Annotated in this window: 17 protein-coding genes; 9 read left to right on the top strand and 8 right to left on the bottom strand. The window is 62.8% G+C overall.

All coding sequences use genetic code 11. The annotated features are described in order from the left end of the window. Nucleotides 1-6: 6 nt before the first annotated feature. The 7 genes from cyoA to mazG all read left to right on the top strand — a co-directional run bounded on the left by cyoA (nucleotide 7) and on the right by mazG (nucleotide 7358). Nucleotides 7-1176: a ubiquinol oxidase subunit II gene (cyoA, locus tag MESCI_RS18735; protein ID WP_013531506.1), complete on the top strand. Its 1170-nt coding sequence runs from the start codon at nucleotides 7-9 to the stop codon at nucleotides 1174-1176. Between the two features lie 15 nt (nucleotides 1177-1191). After that, on the top strand, nucleotides 1192-3204 hold the full coding sequence (gene cyoB, locus MESCI_RS18730; RefSeq protein WP_013531505.1) for a cytochrome o ubiquinol oxidase subunit I: 2013 nt from the start codon (nucleotides 1192-1194) through the stop codon (nucleotides 3202-3204). A gap of 5 nt (nucleotides 3205-3209) precedes the next feature. After that, on the top strand, nucleotides 3210-3836 hold the full coding sequence (gene cyoC / locus MESCI_RS18725) for a cytochrome o ubiquinol oxidase subunit III (protein WP_013531504.1): 627 nt from the start codon (nucleotides 3210-3212) through the stop codon (nucleotides 3834-3836). Then, on the top strand, nucleotides 3833-4213 hold the full coding sequence (cyoD, locus tag MESCI_RS18720; RefSeq protein WP_013531503.1) for a cytochrome o ubiquinol oxidase subunit IV: 381 nt from the start codon (nucleotides 3833-3835) through the stop codon (nucleotides 4211-4213). Before cyoC ends, cyoD begins: the two co-directional genes overlap by 4 nt. 96 nt (nucleotides 4214-4309) lie before the next feature. Further along, nucleotides 4310-5017: an SURF1 family protein gene (locus MESCI_RS18715; RefSeq protein ID WP_013531502.1), complete on the top strand. Its 708-nt coding sequence runs from the start codon at nucleotides 4310-4312 to the stop codon at nucleotides 5015-5017. Between the two features lie 251 nt (nucleotides 5018-5268). Then, nucleotides 5269-6453 (top strand): amino acid aminotransferase, encoded by a 1185-nt coding sequence (locus MESCI_RS18710; protein WP_013531501.1) that lies wholly within the window; start codon nucleotides 5269-5271, stop codon nucleotides 6451-6453. An 80-nt stretch (nucleotides 6454-6533) separates the two neighbouring features. Then, on the top strand, nucleotides 6534-7358 hold the full coding sequence (gene mazG / locus MESCI_RS18705) for a nucleoside triphosphate pyrophosphohydrolase (protein WP_013531500.1): 825 nt from the start codon (nucleotides 6534-6536) through the stop codon (nucleotides 7356-7358). A 62-nt stretch (nucleotides 7359-7420) separates the two neighbouring features. Here the strand turns inward: mazG and hflX are convergent, their stop codons facing one another. From hflX to dusB, 8 genes are all read right to left on the bottom strand, one after another. Beyond that, nucleotides 7421-8812 (bottom strand): GTPase HflX, encoded by a 1392-nt coding sequence (gene hflX / locus MESCI_RS18700; protein ID WP_013531499.1) that lies wholly within the window; start codon nucleotides 8810-8812, stop codon nucleotides 7421-7423. Further along, entirely contained in the window at nucleotides 8813-9058 is a 246-nt protein-coding gene (gene hfq / locus MESCI_RS18695) for an RNA chaperone Hfq (RefSeq protein ID WP_006202172.1), read from the bottom strand. Nucleotides 9059-9203: 145 nt separating this feature from the next. After that, complete coding sequence (locus MESCI_RS18690) at nucleotides 9204-10067, bottom strand: D-amino-acid transaminase (RefSeq protein WP_013531497.1); 864 nt, start codon at nucleotides 10065-10067, stop codon at nucleotides 9204-9206. A 93-nt stretch (nucleotides 10068-10160) separates the two neighbouring features. After that, a complete protein-coding gene (ntrX, locus tag MESCI_RS18685) occupies nucleotides 10161-11522 on the bottom strand; it encodes a nitrogen assimilation response regulator NtrX (protein ID WP_013531496.1) in 1362 nt (453 codons plus the stop codon). Further along, on the bottom strand, nucleotides 11512-13797 hold the full coding sequence (locus tag MESCI_RS18680) for a sensor histidine kinase NtrY-like (RefSeq protein WP_024505196.1): 2286 nt from the start codon (nucleotides 13795-13797) through the stop codon (nucleotides 11512-11514). Before MESCI_RS18680 ends, ntrX begins: the two co-directional genes overlap by 11 nt. 129 nt (nucleotides 13798-13926) lie before the next feature. Beyond that, entirely contained in the window at nucleotides 13927-15387 is a 1461-nt protein-coding gene (ntrC, locus tag MESCI_RS18675; RefSeq protein ID WP_013531494.1) for a nitrogen regulation protein NR(I), read from the bottom strand. Further along, nucleotides 15384-16526: a two-component system sensor histidine kinase NtrB gene (locus MESCI_RS18670; protein WP_013531493.1), complete on the bottom strand. Its 1143-nt coding sequence runs from the start codon at nucleotides 16524-16526 to the stop codon at nucleotides 15384-15386. The genes ntrC and MESCI_RS18670 overlap by 4 nt, the downstream gene beginning before the upstream one ends. Then, nucleotides 16523-17551 carry a tRNA dihydrouridine synthase DusB gene (dusB, locus tag MESCI_RS18665; protein ID WP_013531492.1) on the bottom strand — a complete coding sequence of 343 codons (1029 nt, stop codon included), beginning with the start codon at nucleotides 17549-17551 and terminating at the stop codon, nucleotides 16523-16525. The genes MESCI_RS18670 and dusB overlap by 4 nt, the downstream gene beginning before the upstream one ends. A gap of 243 nt (nucleotides 17552-17794) precedes the next feature. On the opposite strand from dusB, the gene MESCI_RS18660 reads away from it, so the two are divergent. Further along, a complete protein-coding gene (locus MESCI_RS18660) occupies nucleotides 17795-19024 on the top strand; it encodes a bifunctional 2-C-methyl-D-erythritol 4-phosphate cytidylyltransferase/2-C-methyl-D-erythritol 2,4-cyclodiphosphate synthase (protein ID WP_013531491.1) in 1230 nt (409 codons plus the stop codon). Beyond that, entirely contained in the window at nucleotides 19021-19503 is a 483-nt protein-coding gene (locus tag MESCI_RS18655; RefSeq protein WP_013531490.1) for a CinA family protein, read from the top strand. Before MESCI_RS18660 ends, MESCI_RS18655 begins: the two co-directional genes overlap by 4 nt. The last annotated feature ends 16 nt before the right edge of the window (nucleotides 19504-19519 follow it).

Here is a 19519-nt window from a genome sequence, read left to right as displayed (position 1 = left end):
CATACATTGAGCCGTCTCCGTACCCTTTTCCTGCTGCCCCTGCTGGCATCGCTCGGCTCCTGCAGCATGGTCGTCCTGAACCCTGCCGGCGACGTCGCCGAGCAGCAGCGTGACCTGCTGATGGTGTCCACGGCACTGATGCTGATCGTCATCATACCGGTGATGGCTCTCACCATATTCTTTGCCTGGCGATACCGCCAGTCCAACCGCGAGGCGCGCTACGAGCCGGATTGGGACCACTCGACCCATCTCGAACTCGTCATTTGGGCTGTGCCGCTTCTGATCATCATCTGCCTGGGCGCGGTGACCTGGATGGGCACCCATCTGCTCGACCCCTATCGTCCGATCGGACGTGTAGCGGCCGGCAAGCCGCTGCCGCCGGACGTGCGCCCGCTTGAGGTCGAAGTCGTCGCGCTCGACTGGAAATGGCTGTTCATCTATCCGGAATACGGCGTCGCCGTGGTCAACGAACTGGCTGCGCCGGTCGACCGGCCGATCAGCTTTCGCATTACCTCCGCATCGGTGATGAACTCCTTCTACATTCCAGCACTGGCCGGCCAGATCTATGCGATGCCGGGTATGGAAACCAGGCTGCACGCTGTCATCAACAAGTCCGGCGACTATGAAGGGTTCTCTGCCAATTACAGCGGCGCCGGCTTCTCGGGAATGCGCTTCGCGTTCCACGGCCTCGAGGATGCCGGTTTTCAGGCATGGATCGCGAAGGCAAAGGACAGCGGCGGCAAGCTCGACCGAAACGGCTATCTGGAGCTCGAACAGCCCAGTGAGAACCAACCCGTGCGCCACTATGCGGCGGTGGATAGCGATCTCTACAAGGCGATCCTCAACATGTGCGTCGAGCCCGGCAAGATGTGCATGAGCGAGATGTCGCAGATCGATGCCAAGGGCGGTCTGGGAATGGCCGGCATCCGCAACACCCTTCCGCTGCTGTATGACAAGTTCGCCCGGCGCGGCACGATATTCGGCCCCGCCCCATCCTATGTCGCCAGCATATGCACGACCGAAGAAGCACTGGCCGCTTCGAAGGCTGATCAATCCGCCACGCCGATGACCTCGACGCCGATAGTCGGCGCTGGTCTGCAACGGCCACTGCCCCTGTCGATCCGACTGCCGTCACCTTCCGCAACCGGCACGCTTCGGTCGCCCTTCAACTCCTGAGGCGCCACGCAAGACATGTTCGACAATCCTGCTCTTCTCAAGGCGATCTTCGGCCGGCTTACGCTCGAGTCGCTGCCGCTGCACGAGCCCATCGTGGTCGCGACCTTCATAGTCGTCGCGCTGGGCGGCATCGCCCTCGTCGGCGCGCTGACCTATTTCAAGCTCTGGGGCTATCTGTGGCGCGAATGGTTCACCAGCGTCGACCACAAGCGCATCGGTGTGATGTACATGGTGCTCGGCATCGTCATGCTGCTGCGCGGCTTCAGCGACGCCATCATGATGCGGCTCCAGCAGGCGATGGCCTTCGGCGGTTCGGAAGGCTATCTCAATTCGCATCATTATGACCAGATCTTCACCGCGCACGGCGTCATCATGATCTTCTTCGTGGCGATGCCGCTGGTGACGGGCCTGATGAATTTCGTCGTCCCGCTGCAGATCGGTGCGCGCGACGTGTCGTTTCCGTTCCTCAACAACTTCAGCTTCTGGATGACGGTCGGCGGCGCGGTCATCGTCATGATGTCGCTGTTCGTCGGCGAATTCGCGCGCACCGGCTGGCTCGCCTACCCGCCGCTGTCGGGTATCGGCTACAGTCCCGATGTCGGTGTCGATTATTATATCTGGGCGCTGCAAGTGGCGGGCGTAGGCACGCTGTTGTCGGGCGTGAACCTGGTCTGCACCATCGTCAAGATGCGCGCGCCTGGCATGACCATGATGAGAATGCCGATCTTCACCTGGACCGCGCTCTGCACAAATGTGCTCATCGTCGCCGCCTTCCCGGTGCTGACGGCGGTGCTGGCCCTGCTGGCTCTCGACCGCTATGTCGGCACCAACTTCTTCACGAACGACTTCGGCGGCAATCCGATGATGTACGTGAACCTGATCTGGATCTGGGGCCACCCCGAGGTCTACATCCTGATCCTGCCGGCCTTCGGCATATTTTCCGAAGTGACCTCGGCCTTCTGCGGCAAGCGGCTCTTTGGCTACACCTCGATGGTCTACGCAACCATCGTCATCACCATCCTGTCCTATCTCGTCTGGCTGCATCACTTTTTCACCATGGGGTCGGGAGCGAGCGTCAACTCGTTCTTCGGCATCACCACGATGATCATTTCGATCCCGACAGGCGCCAAGATATTCAACTGGCTGTTCACCATGTACCGCGGCCGCATCCGCTTCGAACTGCCGATGATGTGGACAGTCGCCTTCATGCTGACCTTCACCGTCGGCGGCATGACCGGCGTGCTGCTCGCGGTTCCGCCGGCCGACTTCGTGCTCCACAACAGCCTGTTCCTGGTCGCGCATTTCCACAACGTCATCATCGGCGGCGTGCTGTTCGGCCTGTTTGCCGGTATCAGCTACTGGTTCCCCAAGGCATTCGGCTTCCGGCTCGATCCGTTCTGGGGAAAGATGTCCTTCTGGTTCTGGGTGGTCGGCTTCTGGTTCGCCTTCATGCCGCTGTACATCCTCGGCCTGATGGGCGTAACGCGCCGGCTACGCACCTTCGAGGATCCCTCGCTGCAGATCTGGTTCATCATCGCCGCTTTTGGCGCCTTCCTGATCCTGCTTGGTATCCTGTCCTTCCTCATCCAGATCTTCGTCAGCGTGCGCCGGCGCGAGCAGCTTCGCGACGACACCGGTGATCCGTGGGACGGGCGTACACTCGAATGGGCAACCTCGTCGCCGCCCCCGGCCTACAATTTCGCCTTTACGCCGGTCATCCACGATCTCGACACCTGGGCGGACATGAAGAATCGCGGTTACCAGCGTCCGTTGACGGGCTTCCACGACATCCACATGCCGCGCAACACCGGAGCCGGCGTCATTCTGGCTGGGTTGAGCGTGGTGCTTGCCGTGGCGCTCATCTGGTACATCTGGTGGCTGGCGATCGTGAGCTTCGTTGCTCTGATCGGCTACGCCATCGCGCATACCTTCAATTACGACCGGGACTTCCACATTCCGTCCAGCGACGTCACCCGCGTCGAGGACGAGCGGACACGCCTGCTCGCAGCCACCAGCCAGGCGGGATGAGCACCATGGCACACGCCGACACCGTGATCGACGACACGATCTTCCACCTGGAAGACGACCACGGCCATGCCGAGAGCGGCAGCAGCACCATGCTCGGCTTCTGGATCTACCTGATGAGCGACTGCCTCATCTTTGCGATGCTGTTTGCAGTCTACGGCGTGCTCGGTGGCAACTACGCCGCCGGGCCCGCGCCGAAGGACCTGTTCGATCTTCCGCTGGTCGCGCTCAACACCACCATGCTGCTCCTGTCCTCCATCACCTACGGCTTCGCGATGCTGGAGATGGCGAAAGGGCGAGTGAGGCCGATGCAGGTGTGGCTGGTGATCACCGGCCTGTTCGGCCTCGCCTTTCTCGGCATCGAACTCTACGAATTCGCCCATTTCATCCACGAGGGGGCGACGCCGCAGCGCAGCGGCTTTCTTTCGTCGTTCTTCACGCTGGTCGGAACACATGGCCTGCACGTCACCTTCGGCCTGGTCTGGCTGGTGGTGCTGATGGTGCAGGTCTCCAGGCATGGGCTGATCGCCGCGAACCAGCGGCGCCTGATGTGCCTGAGCATGTTCTGGCACTTCCTCGACGTCATCTGGATCGGCGTCTTCACCTTCGTTTATCTGATGGGAATGTTGCGATGAGCGCCGGGCACCAAACAGACACCAGCAACCACAGCCACGCGCATCACGGCGTCAATCACGGCTCGCTGGCCGGCTATCTGACAGGCTTCGGCCTGTCCGTCGTGCTGACCGCCGTTCCCTTCTGGCTGGTCATGACCAACGCGCTCGGCAATCAGATGGCGTCGGCGATTGCCATCATGGCCTTCGCCGTCGTGCAAATCATCGTCCACATGGTGTTCTTCCTGCATATGAACACCAGGTCGGAGAGCGGCTGGACCATGATGGCGCTGATCTTCACCCTCATCCTGGTGATGATCGCGCTGACGGGCTCGCTCTGGGTCATGTACCATCTGAACGTCAACATGATGCCCGGCCATGACATGAGTCAGATACCCTGAGAGCGGGACCTGGCTTTGGACGAACAGGCGCGGACGACACCGCATCCGACTACAGGCGACGGCCAAAGGGTTACGCGTTCGAGATGGACGCTATTGATGCTTTGCCTTTGCGGAGCCATCGGCATCGCAGGGTTCTCGGCGCTCGGTATCTGGCAGCTGGAGCGCCGCGTCTGGAAGCTCGACCTGATCGAGCGTGTCGACCAGCGTCTCAAGGCAGTACCCGTGGCCGCCCCGGCGCCTTCGGCCTGGCCAGCGATCAACGCCAGGGATGACGAGTATCGCCGCCTCGTCGTCACGGGCCGGTTTCTCGGTGATCGCGAGACCCTGGTCCAGGCGGTCACCGATCTCGGCGGTGGCTTCTGGGTAATGGCGCCGTTCCGAGCGGATGATGGCTTCACGATTCTGGTGAACAGGGGCTTCGTGCCGACGGACAAGCGCGATCCGGCAACCCGCCTCGCAGGCAAGCCCTCGGACGATCATACCGGAATTCACGGCCTGTTGCGCATCAGCGAACCGAAAGGCGGCTTCCTGCGCACCAACGATCCGGCTGCCAACCGCTGGTATTCGCGCGATGTACAGGCGATCGCCGCCAAGCAAGGCGTCGGGCAGGTCGCTCCTTATTTCATCGATGCCGATGCCACGCCCAATCCGGGAGGGTGGCCGGTCGGCGGCCTGACGGTCGTTTCGTTCCACAACAACCATCTGGTCTATGCCCTGACATGGTTCGGGCTGGCCTTGATGGTGCTGGGCGCGGTCGCCTGTCTGTTGCGGCAGGCTGTGAAAGACAGGCCCGGCGGGGGCTGACCGCTGACCGCTGGCCGAGGCAAAGCCGAAATTACGCACGGAAGCGCTCATGCCGGCGCAGAGGATGGCGTTATCGCTCTGCTCGTGCCGGCTGGTCATTTCCGACGCGCATCAATAGGTTCCCTTCAAACCCTCATCCATGAGCGCGCAGGGCAGGCTTCCCAGCCGTCTCGGGCTGGAGCACCTAGCTAAAACCGCTGGCGAAACGCGACCGATTTGCGTATCACTCCGCCGCCATTGGAGCCCTATCGATGTTTGAGACCCTGCAGCCCGCCCCCGCCGACAAGATCCTGGCCCTGATCGGCCTTTATCGCGCCGACCCGCGCCCCGACAAAGTCGATCTCGGCGTCGGCGTCTACAAGGATCGCGACGGCAAGACGCCGGTTATGCGCGCCGTGCGCGAGGCGGAAAAGCGCCTGCTGCAGGCCCAGGACACCAAGACCTATCTCGGCCTTGCCGGCGATACCGGCTTCAACACGGTGATGGCCAAGCTCGCCTTCGGTCCGGGCGCCGACATGACGCGCATCCGCGCCGCACAGGCGCCTGGCGGCTCCGGCGCGCTGCGGCTGGTGGCGGAATTGCTGAAGCGGACGCGTTCGGACGCAACCATCTGGCTGTCGGACCCGACCTGGCCGAACCACATGCCGGTGATGCGCGCCGCCGGCCTGCAGATCCGTGAATACCCGTATTTCGACGCCGCGTCGGGTGCTGTTCGCTTCGACGACATGCTGGCGGCCCTGCGGACCGCAAAGAGCGGCGACGTCGTGCTGCTGCATGGCTGCTGCCACAACCCAACCGGCGCCAATCTGGATGCGGCACAGTGGGCAGCCGTTACCGATCTGGTCGTCGAGCGCGCGCTGCTGCCGTTCGTCGACATCGCTTATCAGGGCTTTGGCGATGGCCTTGAGGCCGACGCCCTCGGCTTGCGCCTGCTGGCGGCGAAAGTTCCGGAAATGGTCGTCGCGTCGAGCTGCTCGAAGAATTTCGCCGTCTACCGCGACCGCGTCGGCGCAGCAATGATCCTGGCCAAGGACGGCGCACAGGCAGATGTGGCGATGAGCCAGATGCTGTCGGCGGCGCGCGCCATGTATTCGATGCCGCCGGACCACGGGGCAGCAGCCGTACGCATCGTGCTGGAGGACGCCGCCTTGCGTGCAGACTGGGAAGCCGAGCTTGAAGAGATGCGGCTGCGCATGCTGAGACTCCGTGTCCAGTTCGCCGAAGCCCTGCGCCGGCAATCCAATTCCGACCGCTTCGATTTCGTCGCCAGCCATCGCGGCATGTTCTCCCGCCTTGGCCTCACCGAAGCGCAAGTCGAACGGCTGCGCGCCGAGCACGGCGTCTACATGGTCGGCGACAGCCGCATCAATGTCGCCGGCCTGCCCGAGGACGGCATGGACGACCTCGCCAAAGCGATCATCTCGGTGCTCGACTGACGTGGCTCGCCTGTGGACAAGGCACTCTCGCCGGCTGACAGCGTTGGCCGCGCGGCCGGCCGCGCGATAGCATCAGCCCTATGACGCCATCGAAAGACATTTCGCGCCTGATCGAGATCATGGCGGCGCTGCGGGCGCCGAAGACCGGCTGTCCCTGGGATATCGAACAGGATTTCTCGACCATCGCGCCCTACACGATCGAAGAGGCCTATGAGGTCGCGGATGCCATCGCGCGCGGCGACCTCGACGATCTGCGCGACGAACTCGGCGATCTGCTGCTGCAGGTCGTCTACCACGCGCAAATGGCCGAGGAGGCCGGCGAGTTTGCCTTCCCCGATGTGGTGCAAGCCATCACGACGAAAATGATCCGACGCCATCCGCATGTCTTCGGCGACGAAAAGGCCCGCAGCGCCGGCATGGCCAAGGGCATGTGGGAAAAGATCAAGGCAGAAGAGAAGGCAGAGAAACGAAGCGCCCGCCTCGCGCGCGGTCTCGATCCCGAAGACAATGGCAAGGGGTTTCTGGACAGCGTGCCGGTCGCCCTGCCCGCGCTGACCCGGGCGCTGAAACTTCAGGAGAAGGCCGCCCGCGTCGGCTTCGACTGGAGCGAGGCAGCACCCATCCTCGACAAGATCGAGGAAGAGATCGGCGAATTGCGCGAGGCGCTGGCCAAGGGCGACACCGCCTCGATCAAGGACGAGTTCGGCGACATGCTGTTTGCCGTCGTCAATCTCGGTCGCCACCTCAAGCTCGATTCGGAAGCAGCGCTGAGCGGCACCAACGAGAAATTCCGCTCACGTTTCCATTATGTCGAGCAGGCTTTGGAGAAAGCCGGCAACACGCTGGACAAGGCTGATCTGGCCGAGATGGAAGCGCTCTGGCAGGAAGCAAAGACCGCGAAGTAGTCTCTCTTTTCGGGCAACTCCCGACGGAAACCGCTATACACTTTTCCTGGAACTGCTCCGGATTATCCGTTGTTTTTACGACGCAATCTGTTTTCGATCTCTTCGCGCGCGCTTTGCGTGGCCTTCAGCGAGATGGTGGCGCTGCCGTCGTCATTGTCGCTTCGCGAAACCACATCGCCATTGCGGTAAAGCCAGTCGACAAGGCCGAACTGTGCCGGCTCGATCGTCACGGTGAGGTCTTCGAGTTCGCCCGCCATCCGCGTTTCGATGATCGCCTTCAGCGCATCGATGCCCTCGCCGGTCACCGCCGACACCGCAATCGGCGGCGCCTTGTTGGCATCGGCGCCGTCTGCAAGCAGCCGGGTCCGGTTGCCTTCGTCGAGCCGGTCGATCTTGTTCCACACTTCGATCACCCGCTTGGCATCACCAGCGTCAACGCCAAGATCTGCAAGGATACGCTCGACATCCTCGGCCTGGGCGGCCGTGTCCGGATCGGAAATGTCGCGCAGATGAAGCACGAGGTCGGCCTCGACCACCTCTTCCAGGGTGGCGCGGAAAGCCGCGATCAGATGTGTCGGCAGGTCCGAAATGAAGCCGACCGTGTCGGAGAGGATGATCGGCGTGCCATGTGGCAGGCGCACGCGGCGCAGCGTCGGGTCGAGCGTGGCGAACAGCATGTCCTGTGCCAGCACATCCGCCCCGGTCAGCCGGTTGAACAGCGTCGACTTCCCGGCATTGGTGTAGCCGACGATCGCCACCACCGGGAACGGCACCTTCCTGCGCTTGGCGCGGTGCAGGTCGCGCGTGCGCCGCACCGTTTCCAGCTCTTGCTTCAGCTTGATGATCTTTTCCTGCAACTGCCGCCGGTCGGATTCGATCTGTGTTTCGCCGGGGCCCCCAAGGAATCCGGCGCCGCCGCGCTGACGCTCCAAATGGGTCCAGCTACGCACGAGGCGGCCCTTCTGGTAGTTGAGATGGGCGAGCTCGACCTGCAGCGTGCCTTCCTTGGTGCGCGCGCGCTCGCCAAAGATTTCGAGGATCAGCCCGGTGCGGTCCAGCACCTTGGCGTTCAGCTCTTTCTCGAGATTGCGCTGCTGCACCGGGGTCAGCGGATGGTCGACGACGACCACTTCCGCATGTCCCTCTTTGACGATTTCCGCGAACTCGGCGACCTTGCCGCTGCCGAGCAGCGTCGCCGGGCGCGGATCGTTGACGGTCACCACCGCGGTGTGAATCAGATCAAGGTTGATGGCGCGGGCAAGGCCAACGGCCTCGTCGTGACGCGCATCAGCCGAACGCATCAGCCGCGGGCGGTTGGTCTCGTCGTCGTTGCGCTGGTGGCGGGTAAGGACGGGCACAATGACCACGGCCCGGGTCGGGCCCTTGGCCTCAGTCCCGGGGTGATGCGCTGGTTTCCCGCGAACGGTGGCGTCCGCGTCTTTCTCACGTGCCAATCAGGCGCCCTGGCTTTCCTCGCCATCGAACATCTGAACCGGCTGGCTCGGCATGATCGTGGAAATGGCGTGCTTGTAGACGAGCTGGGAGTGACCATCGCGGCGCAGCAGGACACAGAAATTGTCGAACGAAGTGACCACGCCGGTCAGCTTCACGCCGTTGATGAGGAAGATGGTGAGCGGGTTCTTGCTCTTGCGAACTGAATTCAGGAACAGGTCCTGAAGGTTTTGCGATCGTTCCGCCATTGTTCTTGTCTTTCGCCGATCCCCTTCGGTTTGCAAGCCAATGCGCCAAATTAACGGGCGCATGTCAAGCTCGCAAACACCGTCTTGTCGTCAGTAACGACAAGCAGAACGAGATATATTGATGTTCATTCCACCTGTGCGGTTATCAGGCTGGACTTTTTTCCGCAATGTCAAAAAAGGCTTGCCGCAACGAAAGTGTTATTGAGCCGGGGTGCCCATTGGCGACCGTGTCGCCATCGATGGTCACCACCGGCATGGCGATCGTCGTTGCGGAACTGATGAACGCCTCGCGTGCCGTCTTGGCCTCGGCGACGGAAAAGCCGCGCTCCTCGATCTTCAGGCCAAGCTTGGCCGCCACTTCGAACATAGTCGTGCGGGTGATGCCGCGCAGGATGCCATGCTCGGCCGGCCTGGTGACCAGGACGCCGTCCCGGGTGACGATCCAGGCATTGGACGAGCCGCCTTCTTTTACGTTGCCTTCATCGTCGACGAACCAGGCTTCCTGCGCACCGGCTTCCTTGGCCTTCTGCTTGGCCAATACATTGGGCAGCAGCCCGACGGTCTTGATGTCGACGCGATCCCAGCGGTTCTCCGGCACGGTGATGACGGCGATGCCGGTCTCGGCTCGCTTCGCTCCAGCGGCAGGGTCAGCCTTCCTGGCGGTTACCACCAGCGAAGGCTTGGTGTCGGCGGAAGGGAAGACGAAGTCGCGGCTGGCCACGCCGCGCGTCACCTGCACGTAGACCAGGCCATTGGCGACGTGGTTGCGATTGACCACCTCACGCAGAATGAGCGGCAGCACGTGAGAGGTGACCGGCCAGGCGATCGACAATTCGGTCAGCGAACGGTTCAGCCGGGCCAGGTGGCGCGGCATGTCGACGATGAAGCCACGCGCCACTTCGCAGACCTCATAGACACCGTCGGCGAACTGATAGCCGCGATCCTCGATATGCACGGCAGCGTCGGCGTGCGTGACATAGCGCCCGTTGACATAGGCAATGCGCGGCATTGGCGACCCCTCAGAAATTCTCGGGCTTTCTTATGCGATTCCACCGCGGGCGTAACCGGCAAATGGTTGGACCACGGCGGCGGCTGGACGCGCTCAGACGCCCAGGGACTTCAGCTTGCGATGCAGAGCGGAGCGCTCCATGCCGATGAACTCGGCGGTCTTCGAGATGTTGCCGCCGAACCGGTTGATCTGGGCGATCAGGTAATCCTTCTCGAACTGCTCACGCGCTTCGCGGAGCGGCAGCGCCATGATGTGTTGGTCGGATTGATTCGGGGTGCGCGGCATGACATCGCCGATCTCGGCCGGCAACAGATCAGCGGTGATCGGCGCATCGACGTCGTCGCCGCGCGCCAGGATCATCAGGCGCTCGACATTGTTGCGCAGCTGGCGAACGTTGCCTGGCCAGTTGTGAGCCTGCAGAACGGCCAGCGCGTCGTCGCCGATACGGCGCGGCTTGATGCCGGCCTGGCGGGCGATCTGCTTCATGAAGTTGTCGACGAGGTAGGGAATATCCTCTCGCCGCTCGGCCAGTCCCGGGACGATGACCGGAACCACCGCCAGGCGATGGTAAAGATCCTCGCGGAAACGACCGTCGGCAATCATCGCTTCGAGGTTCTGCGAGGTCGAGGAGATGATGCGGACATCGACCTTGACCCGCTTGGTTCCCCCTACCCGCTCGAACTGTTGTTCGACCAGCACGCGCAGGATCTTGTTCTGCGTCTCGCGCGGCATGTCGGCCACCTCGTCGATGTAGAGGATGCCGCGATGGGCCTCCTCGAGCGCGCCGACCTTGCGCTCGACGCCATTCGATTCGGTGCCGAACAGTTCGATCTCCATACGCTCGGGCGTGATGTTGGCGGCGCTCAGCGTCACGAAAGGCGCGCCCTTGCGCGCCGACAGCGTGTGGATGGCGCGCGCGGCCAGTTCCTTGCCCGAGCCAGACGGGCCGATGATCATCACGCGGCTGTTGGTCGGCGCGACGCGTTCGATGGTCTGACGCAACTGGCTCATCGCCGACGACATGCCGATCAGATCGAAGGTTTCACCGCTGCGCAGCTTGAGGTCGGAAACCTCGCGCCGCAATTTCGAGGTCTCGAGCGCACGTTCGGCAATAAGGATCAGCCTGTCGGCCTTGAACGGTTTTTCGATGAAGTCATAGGCGCCGCGACGGATGGCGGAGACCGCCGTTTCGATGTTACCGTGGCCGGAAATCATCACCACCGGCAAGGTCGGATGCATCGTCTTGATCTCGTCGAGCAGCGCCAGCCCGTCGAGACGCGAGCCCTGCAGCCAGATGTCGAGGAAAATCAGCCGCGGCGCGCGATCAGCTATAGCAGCGAGCGCACTGTCGGCATCGAATGCGGTGCGGGTTTCGTGACCTTCGTCGCTCAGTATGCCCGCGACGAGTTCACGGATGTCTTCCTCGTCATCGACGATGAGAATATCAGACGCCATTACCGACCTTTTCAGTTTCTCTTTCGTTTTCCGCCCTGCTTTCGCCGCGCGGAGCCGTTGCGGCCGCAGGCGGCAGGATGATGCTGATCATCGCGCCGCGCCCATCGTGGAAGTCCGCAGGAGCATCGTGTAGTTCCAGCCTGCCACCATGGTCCTCCACGATCTTCTTGACGATAGCGAGGCCAAGTCCGGTGCCCTTCTCGCGTGTGGTCATGTAGGGCTCGAGCAGCCGTTGGCGATTCTCGCGCGGCAGGCCTTTGCCATTGTCGATGACGTCGATTCGAATCACACCATTCTGGCGCCCGGCCTGAATCCGGATTATGCCGTGCGAACCATCCTTCTGTTCCAATCCGTCGATTGCCTCGGCGGCGTTCTTGATCACATTGCCGAAAGCCTGCGCCATCAGCCGGCTGTCGAACGTGCCCTTCAGCGGCTCGCTGCCGAAGATCCGCTCGAAAGTGATGTCGGCGCGGCTGACCTCGACCAGGAACGAGGCCTCGCGCAGCGATTCGCGCAGATCTATGGCCTTCATCTCGGGCTTCGGCATGCGCGCGAACGCCGAGAATTCGTCGACCATACGGCCGATATCCTCGACCTGCCGGATGATGGTGTCGGTGCACTGGTCGAAAACCTCGCGGTCCTCGGTAATCACCTTGCCATAGCGGCGCTTGATGCGTTCGGCCGAGAGCTGGATCGGCGTCAGCGGGTTCTTGATCTCGTGGGCGATACGCCGCGCCACATCCGCCCAGGCCGACGAGCGCTGCGCCTGGACCAGGTCGGTGATGTCGTCAACCGTCACGACATAGGACTTTTCCTCCGAGCCGTCATCGCCGGCCTCGATGGTGATCTGAACGTTGAAGGTCCGCTCGGCGCCGGCGCGGTAGAAGGTCACCTGCTCGCGATAGACGGGTTTGCCGGACTTGCGGCCGATTTCGAAGACGCGGCCGACATGCGGCAGCACGGCGGAAAGGTTCTGCCCAAGGGCTGCGCTGGCGGATATGGCCAGCATCGCCTCGGCCGAACGATTGACGATGGTGACGATGCCGTAGGGATCGACGCCGATGACGCCGGCGGTAACGCCGGCAAGCACGGCTTCGGAGAAGCGTCGCCTCTCGTCGATCAGGTCCTTGGCCGACAGGATCTCGTTGCGCTGCGATTTCAGTTCGAGAAGCATTTTGTTGAACGTATCGCCGAGCGAGGCGACATCGCCGTCCGAGGGCCTGACCGGAACCGCGACGTCGAGATTGCCGGTCGCCACTTCGTCGGCGGCGCCGATGAGCTGGCGAATGGGCCGCACCAGACGGTCGGCGACCGCAATGCCGGTCCAGATCGCGGACAGGATGATGATGAGCGTCAGCGAAAGATAGGGCAGCGCGAACGCCACCTGCGAGGTGCGGCGGTTGTCTTCCAGCCCCCGATATTCGTCGGTGTTGGACCTGACGATCTGCCGCGCCTTGATGACCTCGGGATCGACGAGGCGAATGGTATAGAGATATAGCCCTTCGATCTCGCGCAGCTTGACGATGGCGCCCATGATGTTGCGCGTTTTCGGCTCGATCAGCACCGGCTTGCCGTCGGCAGCGCTGGCCACGGCGCCTTCCGGCGGCTCAGGCATGGCAAAATCCGTGTCGGTCTTGGCGCTCATGACGAAAGAGCCGTCAGGTTTGATCAGCGCCGCATGAGCCAGCGAACGGCCCACGGCTTCCTTGTTCATCAGGTCGAGAAAGCCGGTACGATCAAGACCGTAGAGTGTGCGTGACGCATCGAGATCATAGGCCATGGACAGTGTCGTACCCTGCAGGTTGCGGGCATTTTCCTGAACATAGGCGTCGGCGATCGACAGCGACGAATTGACGATCGTCTTGGTGCGGATCTCGAACCAGCGGTCGAGGCCGATGTCGAGCGTGATCGACGCGATGATGGCCACCATGATGGCCGGAATGGCGGCAACCAGGGCGAACATGGCGACAATGCGCACATGCAGCCGCGAAGCGGCCTTGCCATGCCGGCGCGCCATCAGGATGCGGTGCACCTCACGCCCGACCAGCGCGATAAGAATCAGGACGAAAGCCGCGTTGAGGGCAATCAACGCCAGCGTCGTCGACTCGTTCGGTGTGATCGGCGTGGCGCCAACGAGGATGGTGAACGAGATCGCCGCCGTCATCAGCGCGCCGACGACCGCGATCACGCCTGGCAGCGCAAGCAGCCGGCGCCCGTCACGAGCGCCGGGTTCGCTGAAAAGCGGTTGGTTTGTGGTCGGTGCCTGCGGGGCCATGTCGCCGTCTAGTGCCATGATTGCGTCGGATGTATGCAACGCATTGTGGCGATTATGCAACAAGTGTGACCGAGACGGAAATCTTTCGCGAGCCGATCCCCTGAAAAGAGCGCGGGCTCAGATCAGGGCTCAGCCCTGCCGCGACGATTTGTAGACGTTGACGCCGAGTTCGCGAATCTTCTTGCGCAGCGTGTTGCGGTTCAAGCCAAGCAGTTCCGCGGCCTTGATCTGGTTGCCGCGGGTTGCCGTCATCGAGGCCAGGACGAGTGGAAACTCGACCTCGGACAGGATGCGTTGATAAAGCCCGGCAGGTGGCAAATCGCCGGCAAACGAGGCGAAATAGCGTTGCAGGAAGTGCTCGACCGCCTGACCGATCGACAAATCGTCGGGAATGAGGTTGCCGCCACCCGGCACCACGGGACGTTCGCCGGTCTTGAGCTCGGCCTCAATGACCTCGGCGGAAATCTCGTCCTGCGAATAGAGCGCGGCGAGCCTGCGAACCAGGTTTTCCAGTTCGCGTACATTGCCCGGCCAGGGATAGCGCTTCATCAACTCGATGCCGCCGGAAGAAATGCGCTTGGTCTGCAGGCCTTCCATTTCGCCGAGCTTGAAGAAGTGGCGGACAAGGTCGGGCACATCCTCGGAGCGCTCACGCAGCGCGGGCAGCCGGAGCGGCACCACGTTGAGGCGATAGAACAGATCCTCGCGAAAAAGCCCCTGGTTGATCAGGGTGCGCAGATCCTTGTTGGTGGCGGCGACGATGCGCACGTCGGTCTTGATCGGCGTGCGTCCGCCAACCGTCGTGTATTCGCCCTGTTGGAGCACGCGCAGCAGGCGGGTCTGCGCCTCCATCGGCATGTCGCCGATTTCATCGAGGAACAGCGTGCCGCCTTCAGCCTGCTCGAAGCGTCCGGTCGAGCGATTCTGCGCGCCGGTGAAGGCGCCCTTCTCGTGACCGAACAGTTCCGATTCGATCAGGTCGCGCGGGATCGCCGCCATGTTGATGGCGACAAACGGGCCGCCACGGCGGCGGCCATATTCATGCAGCGCGCGCGCCACCAGTTCCTTGCCGGTGCCGGATTCGCCCGAGATCATCACCGTCAGGTCGGTCTGCATCATGCGCGCCAGCATACGGTAGATGTCCTGCATGGCGGCCGAACGGCCGACCAGCGGCATTGCATCGGGCTGCTCTTCCGGCCGCGCATCGATCTTCGGCCGTCGCGGCTCGGAAAGCGCCCGGTTGACGATGTTGAGCAGTTCGGTCAGGTCGAACGGCTTGGGCAGATACTCATAGGCGCCGGTTTCAGACGCGCGGATCGCCGTCATGAAGGTGTTCTGGGCGCTCATGACGATGACCGGCAGTTCCGGCCTCGCCTTCTTGATGCGCGGCAGCATGTCGAAGGCGTTCTCGTCCGGCATCACCACATCGGTGATGACCAGATCGCCCTCGCCCGCCGCCACCCAGCGCCACAAAGTCGAAGCATTGGAGGTGACGCGCACCTCGTGGCCGACGCGCGAAAGCGCCTGGTTGAGGACAGTGCGGATCGCCGCATCGTCGTCGGCGACGAGAATATTGCCGCGAACGGTCATTTGCGGTCTCCTTCACCGTCTTCATCGGCGCCGTATGGCGCTTCTTTCCAGGCCGGCATCAGGATGCGGAATGTGGTCCCGCGCGGCGTCGATTCGCATTCGATGATGCCGCCATGTTCGCCGACGATTTTGGCGACCAGCGCCAGCCCCAGCCCCGAGCCGTTCGGCTTGGTGGTGATGAACGGGTCGAACAGGATCGGCAGGATATCTTCCGAGACGCCGGAGCCATTGTCGCGCACGCAGAACTCCAGCGGCAGCGACACGCGGTCCTGCGTGCCCGGAACGGAAACACGGATGCCTGGCCGGAAGGCGGTCGACAGCACGATCTCGCCCTGCGGGTCACTGCCGATCGCCTCGGCGGCGTTCTTGACCAGGTTGAGGAACACCTGGATCAACTGGTCGCGGTTGGCAAACACCGGAGGCAACGAAGGATCATAGTCCTCCAATATCTTGATTCTCTTGGCAAAACCGTTCTTGGCAATGGCCTTCACATGGTCGAGCACGACATGGATGTTGACGGGGTAGCGGTCGATCGGCCGCTCGTCGGAAAACACCTCCATGCGATCGACCAGCGACACGATGCGGTCGGTCTCGTCGGTGATCAGCCGCGTCAGCGCACGGTCTTCGTCGGAAGCCGACAGTTCCAGCAACTGGGCAGCGCCGCGGATGCCGGAGAGCGGGTTCTTGATCTCATGGGCAAGCATCGCGGCCAGGCCGGTGACCGAGCGCGCTGCGCCCCGATGCGTCATCTGCCGGTCGATCTTGTCGGCCATCGACCGTTCCTGGAACATAACCACCACCGAGCCCGGAAATTCCGGTACCGGCGCGACATAGAGATCGACGACCTTCTCGATGCCGAGACGCGGCGACGACACGTCGACGCGATACTCGTTGACCGGTGCCAGGCGCTCGCGCACCTGGTCGACCAGCGTCAGCAGCGGGCTGCCGAAGGGAATGAGTTTTGACAACGTGTTGCGGGCGAGCATGGTCGCGCTTGAACGAAAGAAGTCCTCCGCGTCGGCGTTGGCAAAGGTGATGAAGCCTTCCTCGCTGATCATGATCACCGGGCGGCGGATGGTGTTGAGCACGATCTGGGCGGCATCCGCCATTTCAGCGCCTTGGCCGGCGGCGGCGTTCATGCGGCACTCCGCAGGGTCAAAGGTTGCGGATCGCGCGAAAACACATCGCGCAGCAAGGCAATGACGCGCGCGGGCTCGAATGCGGTCAGTATGGCCTTTCGGCTGTCGTCGGCGACGCCGCCGGCATGCCGATCAAGATACCAGCCAAGATGCTTGCGCGCCTGGCGCAGGCCGCTTTCGGCGCCGTAGAGCGCCAGCATATCCTCATAGTGGGCCACGATGTAGTCGGCGAGCGCCGTCGGGTTCTGTGGAATATTTGGCGTCGCTTCGCCTGTCGCTGCGGCCGCAATGCCACCTGCGATCCAAGGCGCGCCATAATGGGCACGGCCAATCATCACGGCGTCGGCACCCGATTGATCGAGAATGTCGGCCGCTTCCGCCGGCGAAGAGACGTCACCATTGGCGACGACCGGGATGGACACGGTTTCCTTGACGCGGGCGATGGCACGCCAGTCGGCCTTGCCCTGATAGAACTGGCAGCGCGTTCGGCCGTGCACGGTCACCATACTGACACCGGCCTGCTCGGCGCGGCGCGCCAGCATCGGCGCGTTGAGCGCGCCTTCGTCCCAGCCAAGCCGCATCTTGACCGTCACTGGCACCTCGACCGCGCCGACGACGGCGTCGATCAGCGACAGTGCGTGGTCGAGATCCAGCATCAATGCCGAACCAGCGTAGCCGCCAGTGACCTTCTTGGCCGGGCATCCCATGTTGATGTCGATAATGTCGGCGCCCTCGCCGGCGGCGATTCTGGCACCTTCGGCCATGTGCACCGCCTCGCGGCCTGCAAGCTGAACCATATGGACGGGCAGGCCGGAGTGGCGTATGCGCAGGTTGAAACCGGCCCTGCCCTTGGCGAGCTCGCCGCTGGCAACCATTTCGGACACGACCAGGCCCGCGCCATGCGCGTGGGCACGCTGCCGGAACGGCTCGTCCGTAATGCCCGACATCGGCGCGAGGAACACGCGATTGCGGAGTTTCACGCCGCCGACGTTAAGCGGCGCGGCCAATTTGGTCAAATTAACCATGCACAAAAACCAAGCATCTTCATTCGTTGCACATTCTCTAGCCATATCGGCCGCAATGTGCAACGCGGAATGACGCCACATTAAGGCGCAATTGGGAAAATGCTGGCCTTCGGGATTGGGTGTGGCCAAAGCGCCGCGCGCCCCGTGGGACGCGCAAAGGACGCTTTGGGATTCATATTTGACGCACGATCTTTGCCGAAAACCGATTACACTTTTCGGGATCGTGCGCTAAGCCAATCTGCAATGACTGACGCAAGTGAAAATCACGTTTCGAGTGCGGATGGCAAGGTCGCGGTGGTAATCGTCGCGGCCGGCCGTGGTGCGCGCGCCGGACAGGCCAACGGACCGAAGCAATATCAACACATTGGCGGCTTTGCCGTTATCGCACACACGCTTGACATTTTTCTGGCCCACCCGCGGACCAGCGAGATCGTCGTCGCCATTCATGCCGACGACCATGAACTGTTCCGGCAGGCGGCGGGCACCAACGCCGAGCGCGTTAGCGCCGTTATCGGCGGGGCGACCAGGCAGGAATCCGTCCGGCTCGGCCTGCTTGCCCTTAGAGACCACGCGCCGGGGCAGGTTCTGATCCACGATGCCGTGCGTCCGTTTGTCGATGCGGACCTGATAGATCGCACCATCGCCGCCATCGGCGAGCGCGAGGGCGCATTGCCCGCTTTGCCCGTCGCCGACACGCTGAAGCGCGAGTCGGCCTCCGGCGTGGTTGGCGAAACCGTTTCGCGCAGCGGTCTTCACGCGGCGCAAACGCCGCAGGGCTTTCCGTTCTGGCCCATCCTTGCCGCGCACGAGAAAGCCCATCATCTGGGAAAAATGGATTTTACCGACGATGCCGCGATCGCCGAATGGGCGCATATTCCGGTCAAGATCGTTCCGGGCTCGCCGGATAATGTCAAACTCACCTGGGCCCGGGATATTGCCATGGCGGACCAGCGGCTTTCCGGCGAACGTGTGCGCTTTCCCGACATCCGGACCGGCAATGGCTACGACGTCCATGCTTTCGAGCCCGGCGACCATGTTACACTGTGTGGAGTCGCCATTGCACACGACAAGAAACTGTCCGGCCATTCCGACGCCGATGTCGGTCTGCATGCTCTGACCGATGCGTTGCTGGCGACCTGCGGCGCCGGCGACATCGGTACGCATTTTCCGCCGTCCGACCCGCAGTGGAAAGGCGCTGCGTCGCGGATCTTCGTCGAGCATGCGGCAGGGCTGGTGCGCGAGCGCGGCGGCCGCATCGCCAATGCCGATATCACGTTGATCTGCGAAGCGCCGCGCGTCGGCCCGCACCGCGAGGCGATGACGGCAGCCCTGTCGCAGATGCTGGCAATTTCCGCGGATCGCATCTCGATCAAGGCGACAACCAACGAGAAGCTCGGCTTCGTCGGGCGCGAGGAAGGCATTGCGGCGATCGCCACTGCCAGCGTGGTGTTTCCCGGCGAGGTGCCGGAATGACCAACAGCGACCTGGCAAATGCCTTGCTGCAAGCCAGCCAGAAACGCGGCATCATGCTGGCAACGGCGGAAAGCTGCACCGGCGGCATGATCATCGCGGCACTCACCGACATCGCCGGCTCGTCCGCCGTGGTCGATCGCGGCTTCATCACCTATTCCAACGAAGCCAAGATGGACATGCTCGGCGTTTCCGCCGCCACGCTCGATGCGCATGGCGCGGTTTCGCGCGAGACCGCGATCGAAATGGCGACAGGCGCGCTTACCCGTTCGCGCGCCGGGCTGACCCTGGCGGTTACCGGGATCGCCGGGCCTGGCGGCGGTTCCGCGGAAAAACCGGTCGGCCTGGTCTGGTTCGGGGTTGCGCTGGACGGCCGACCGATTGTCGCCGAGCACCAACTCTTTGCAGACAAAGGCCGCGATTTCATCCGTCGCGAAACGGTCCGGCAAGCGCTGGAACTGGGCCTGCAAGCACTCGGATAGGATTATAAAACGTTGG

The sequence above is a fragment of the Mesorhizobium ciceri biovar biserrulae WSM1271 genome (assembly GCF_000185905.1).
GTDB classification, from domain to species: Bacteria; Pseudomonadota; Alphaproteobacteria; order Rhizobiales; family Rhizobiaceae; genus Mesorhizobium; species Mesorhizobium ciceri.
This window is presented reverse-complemented; position numbering and strand designations above follow the sequence as displayed.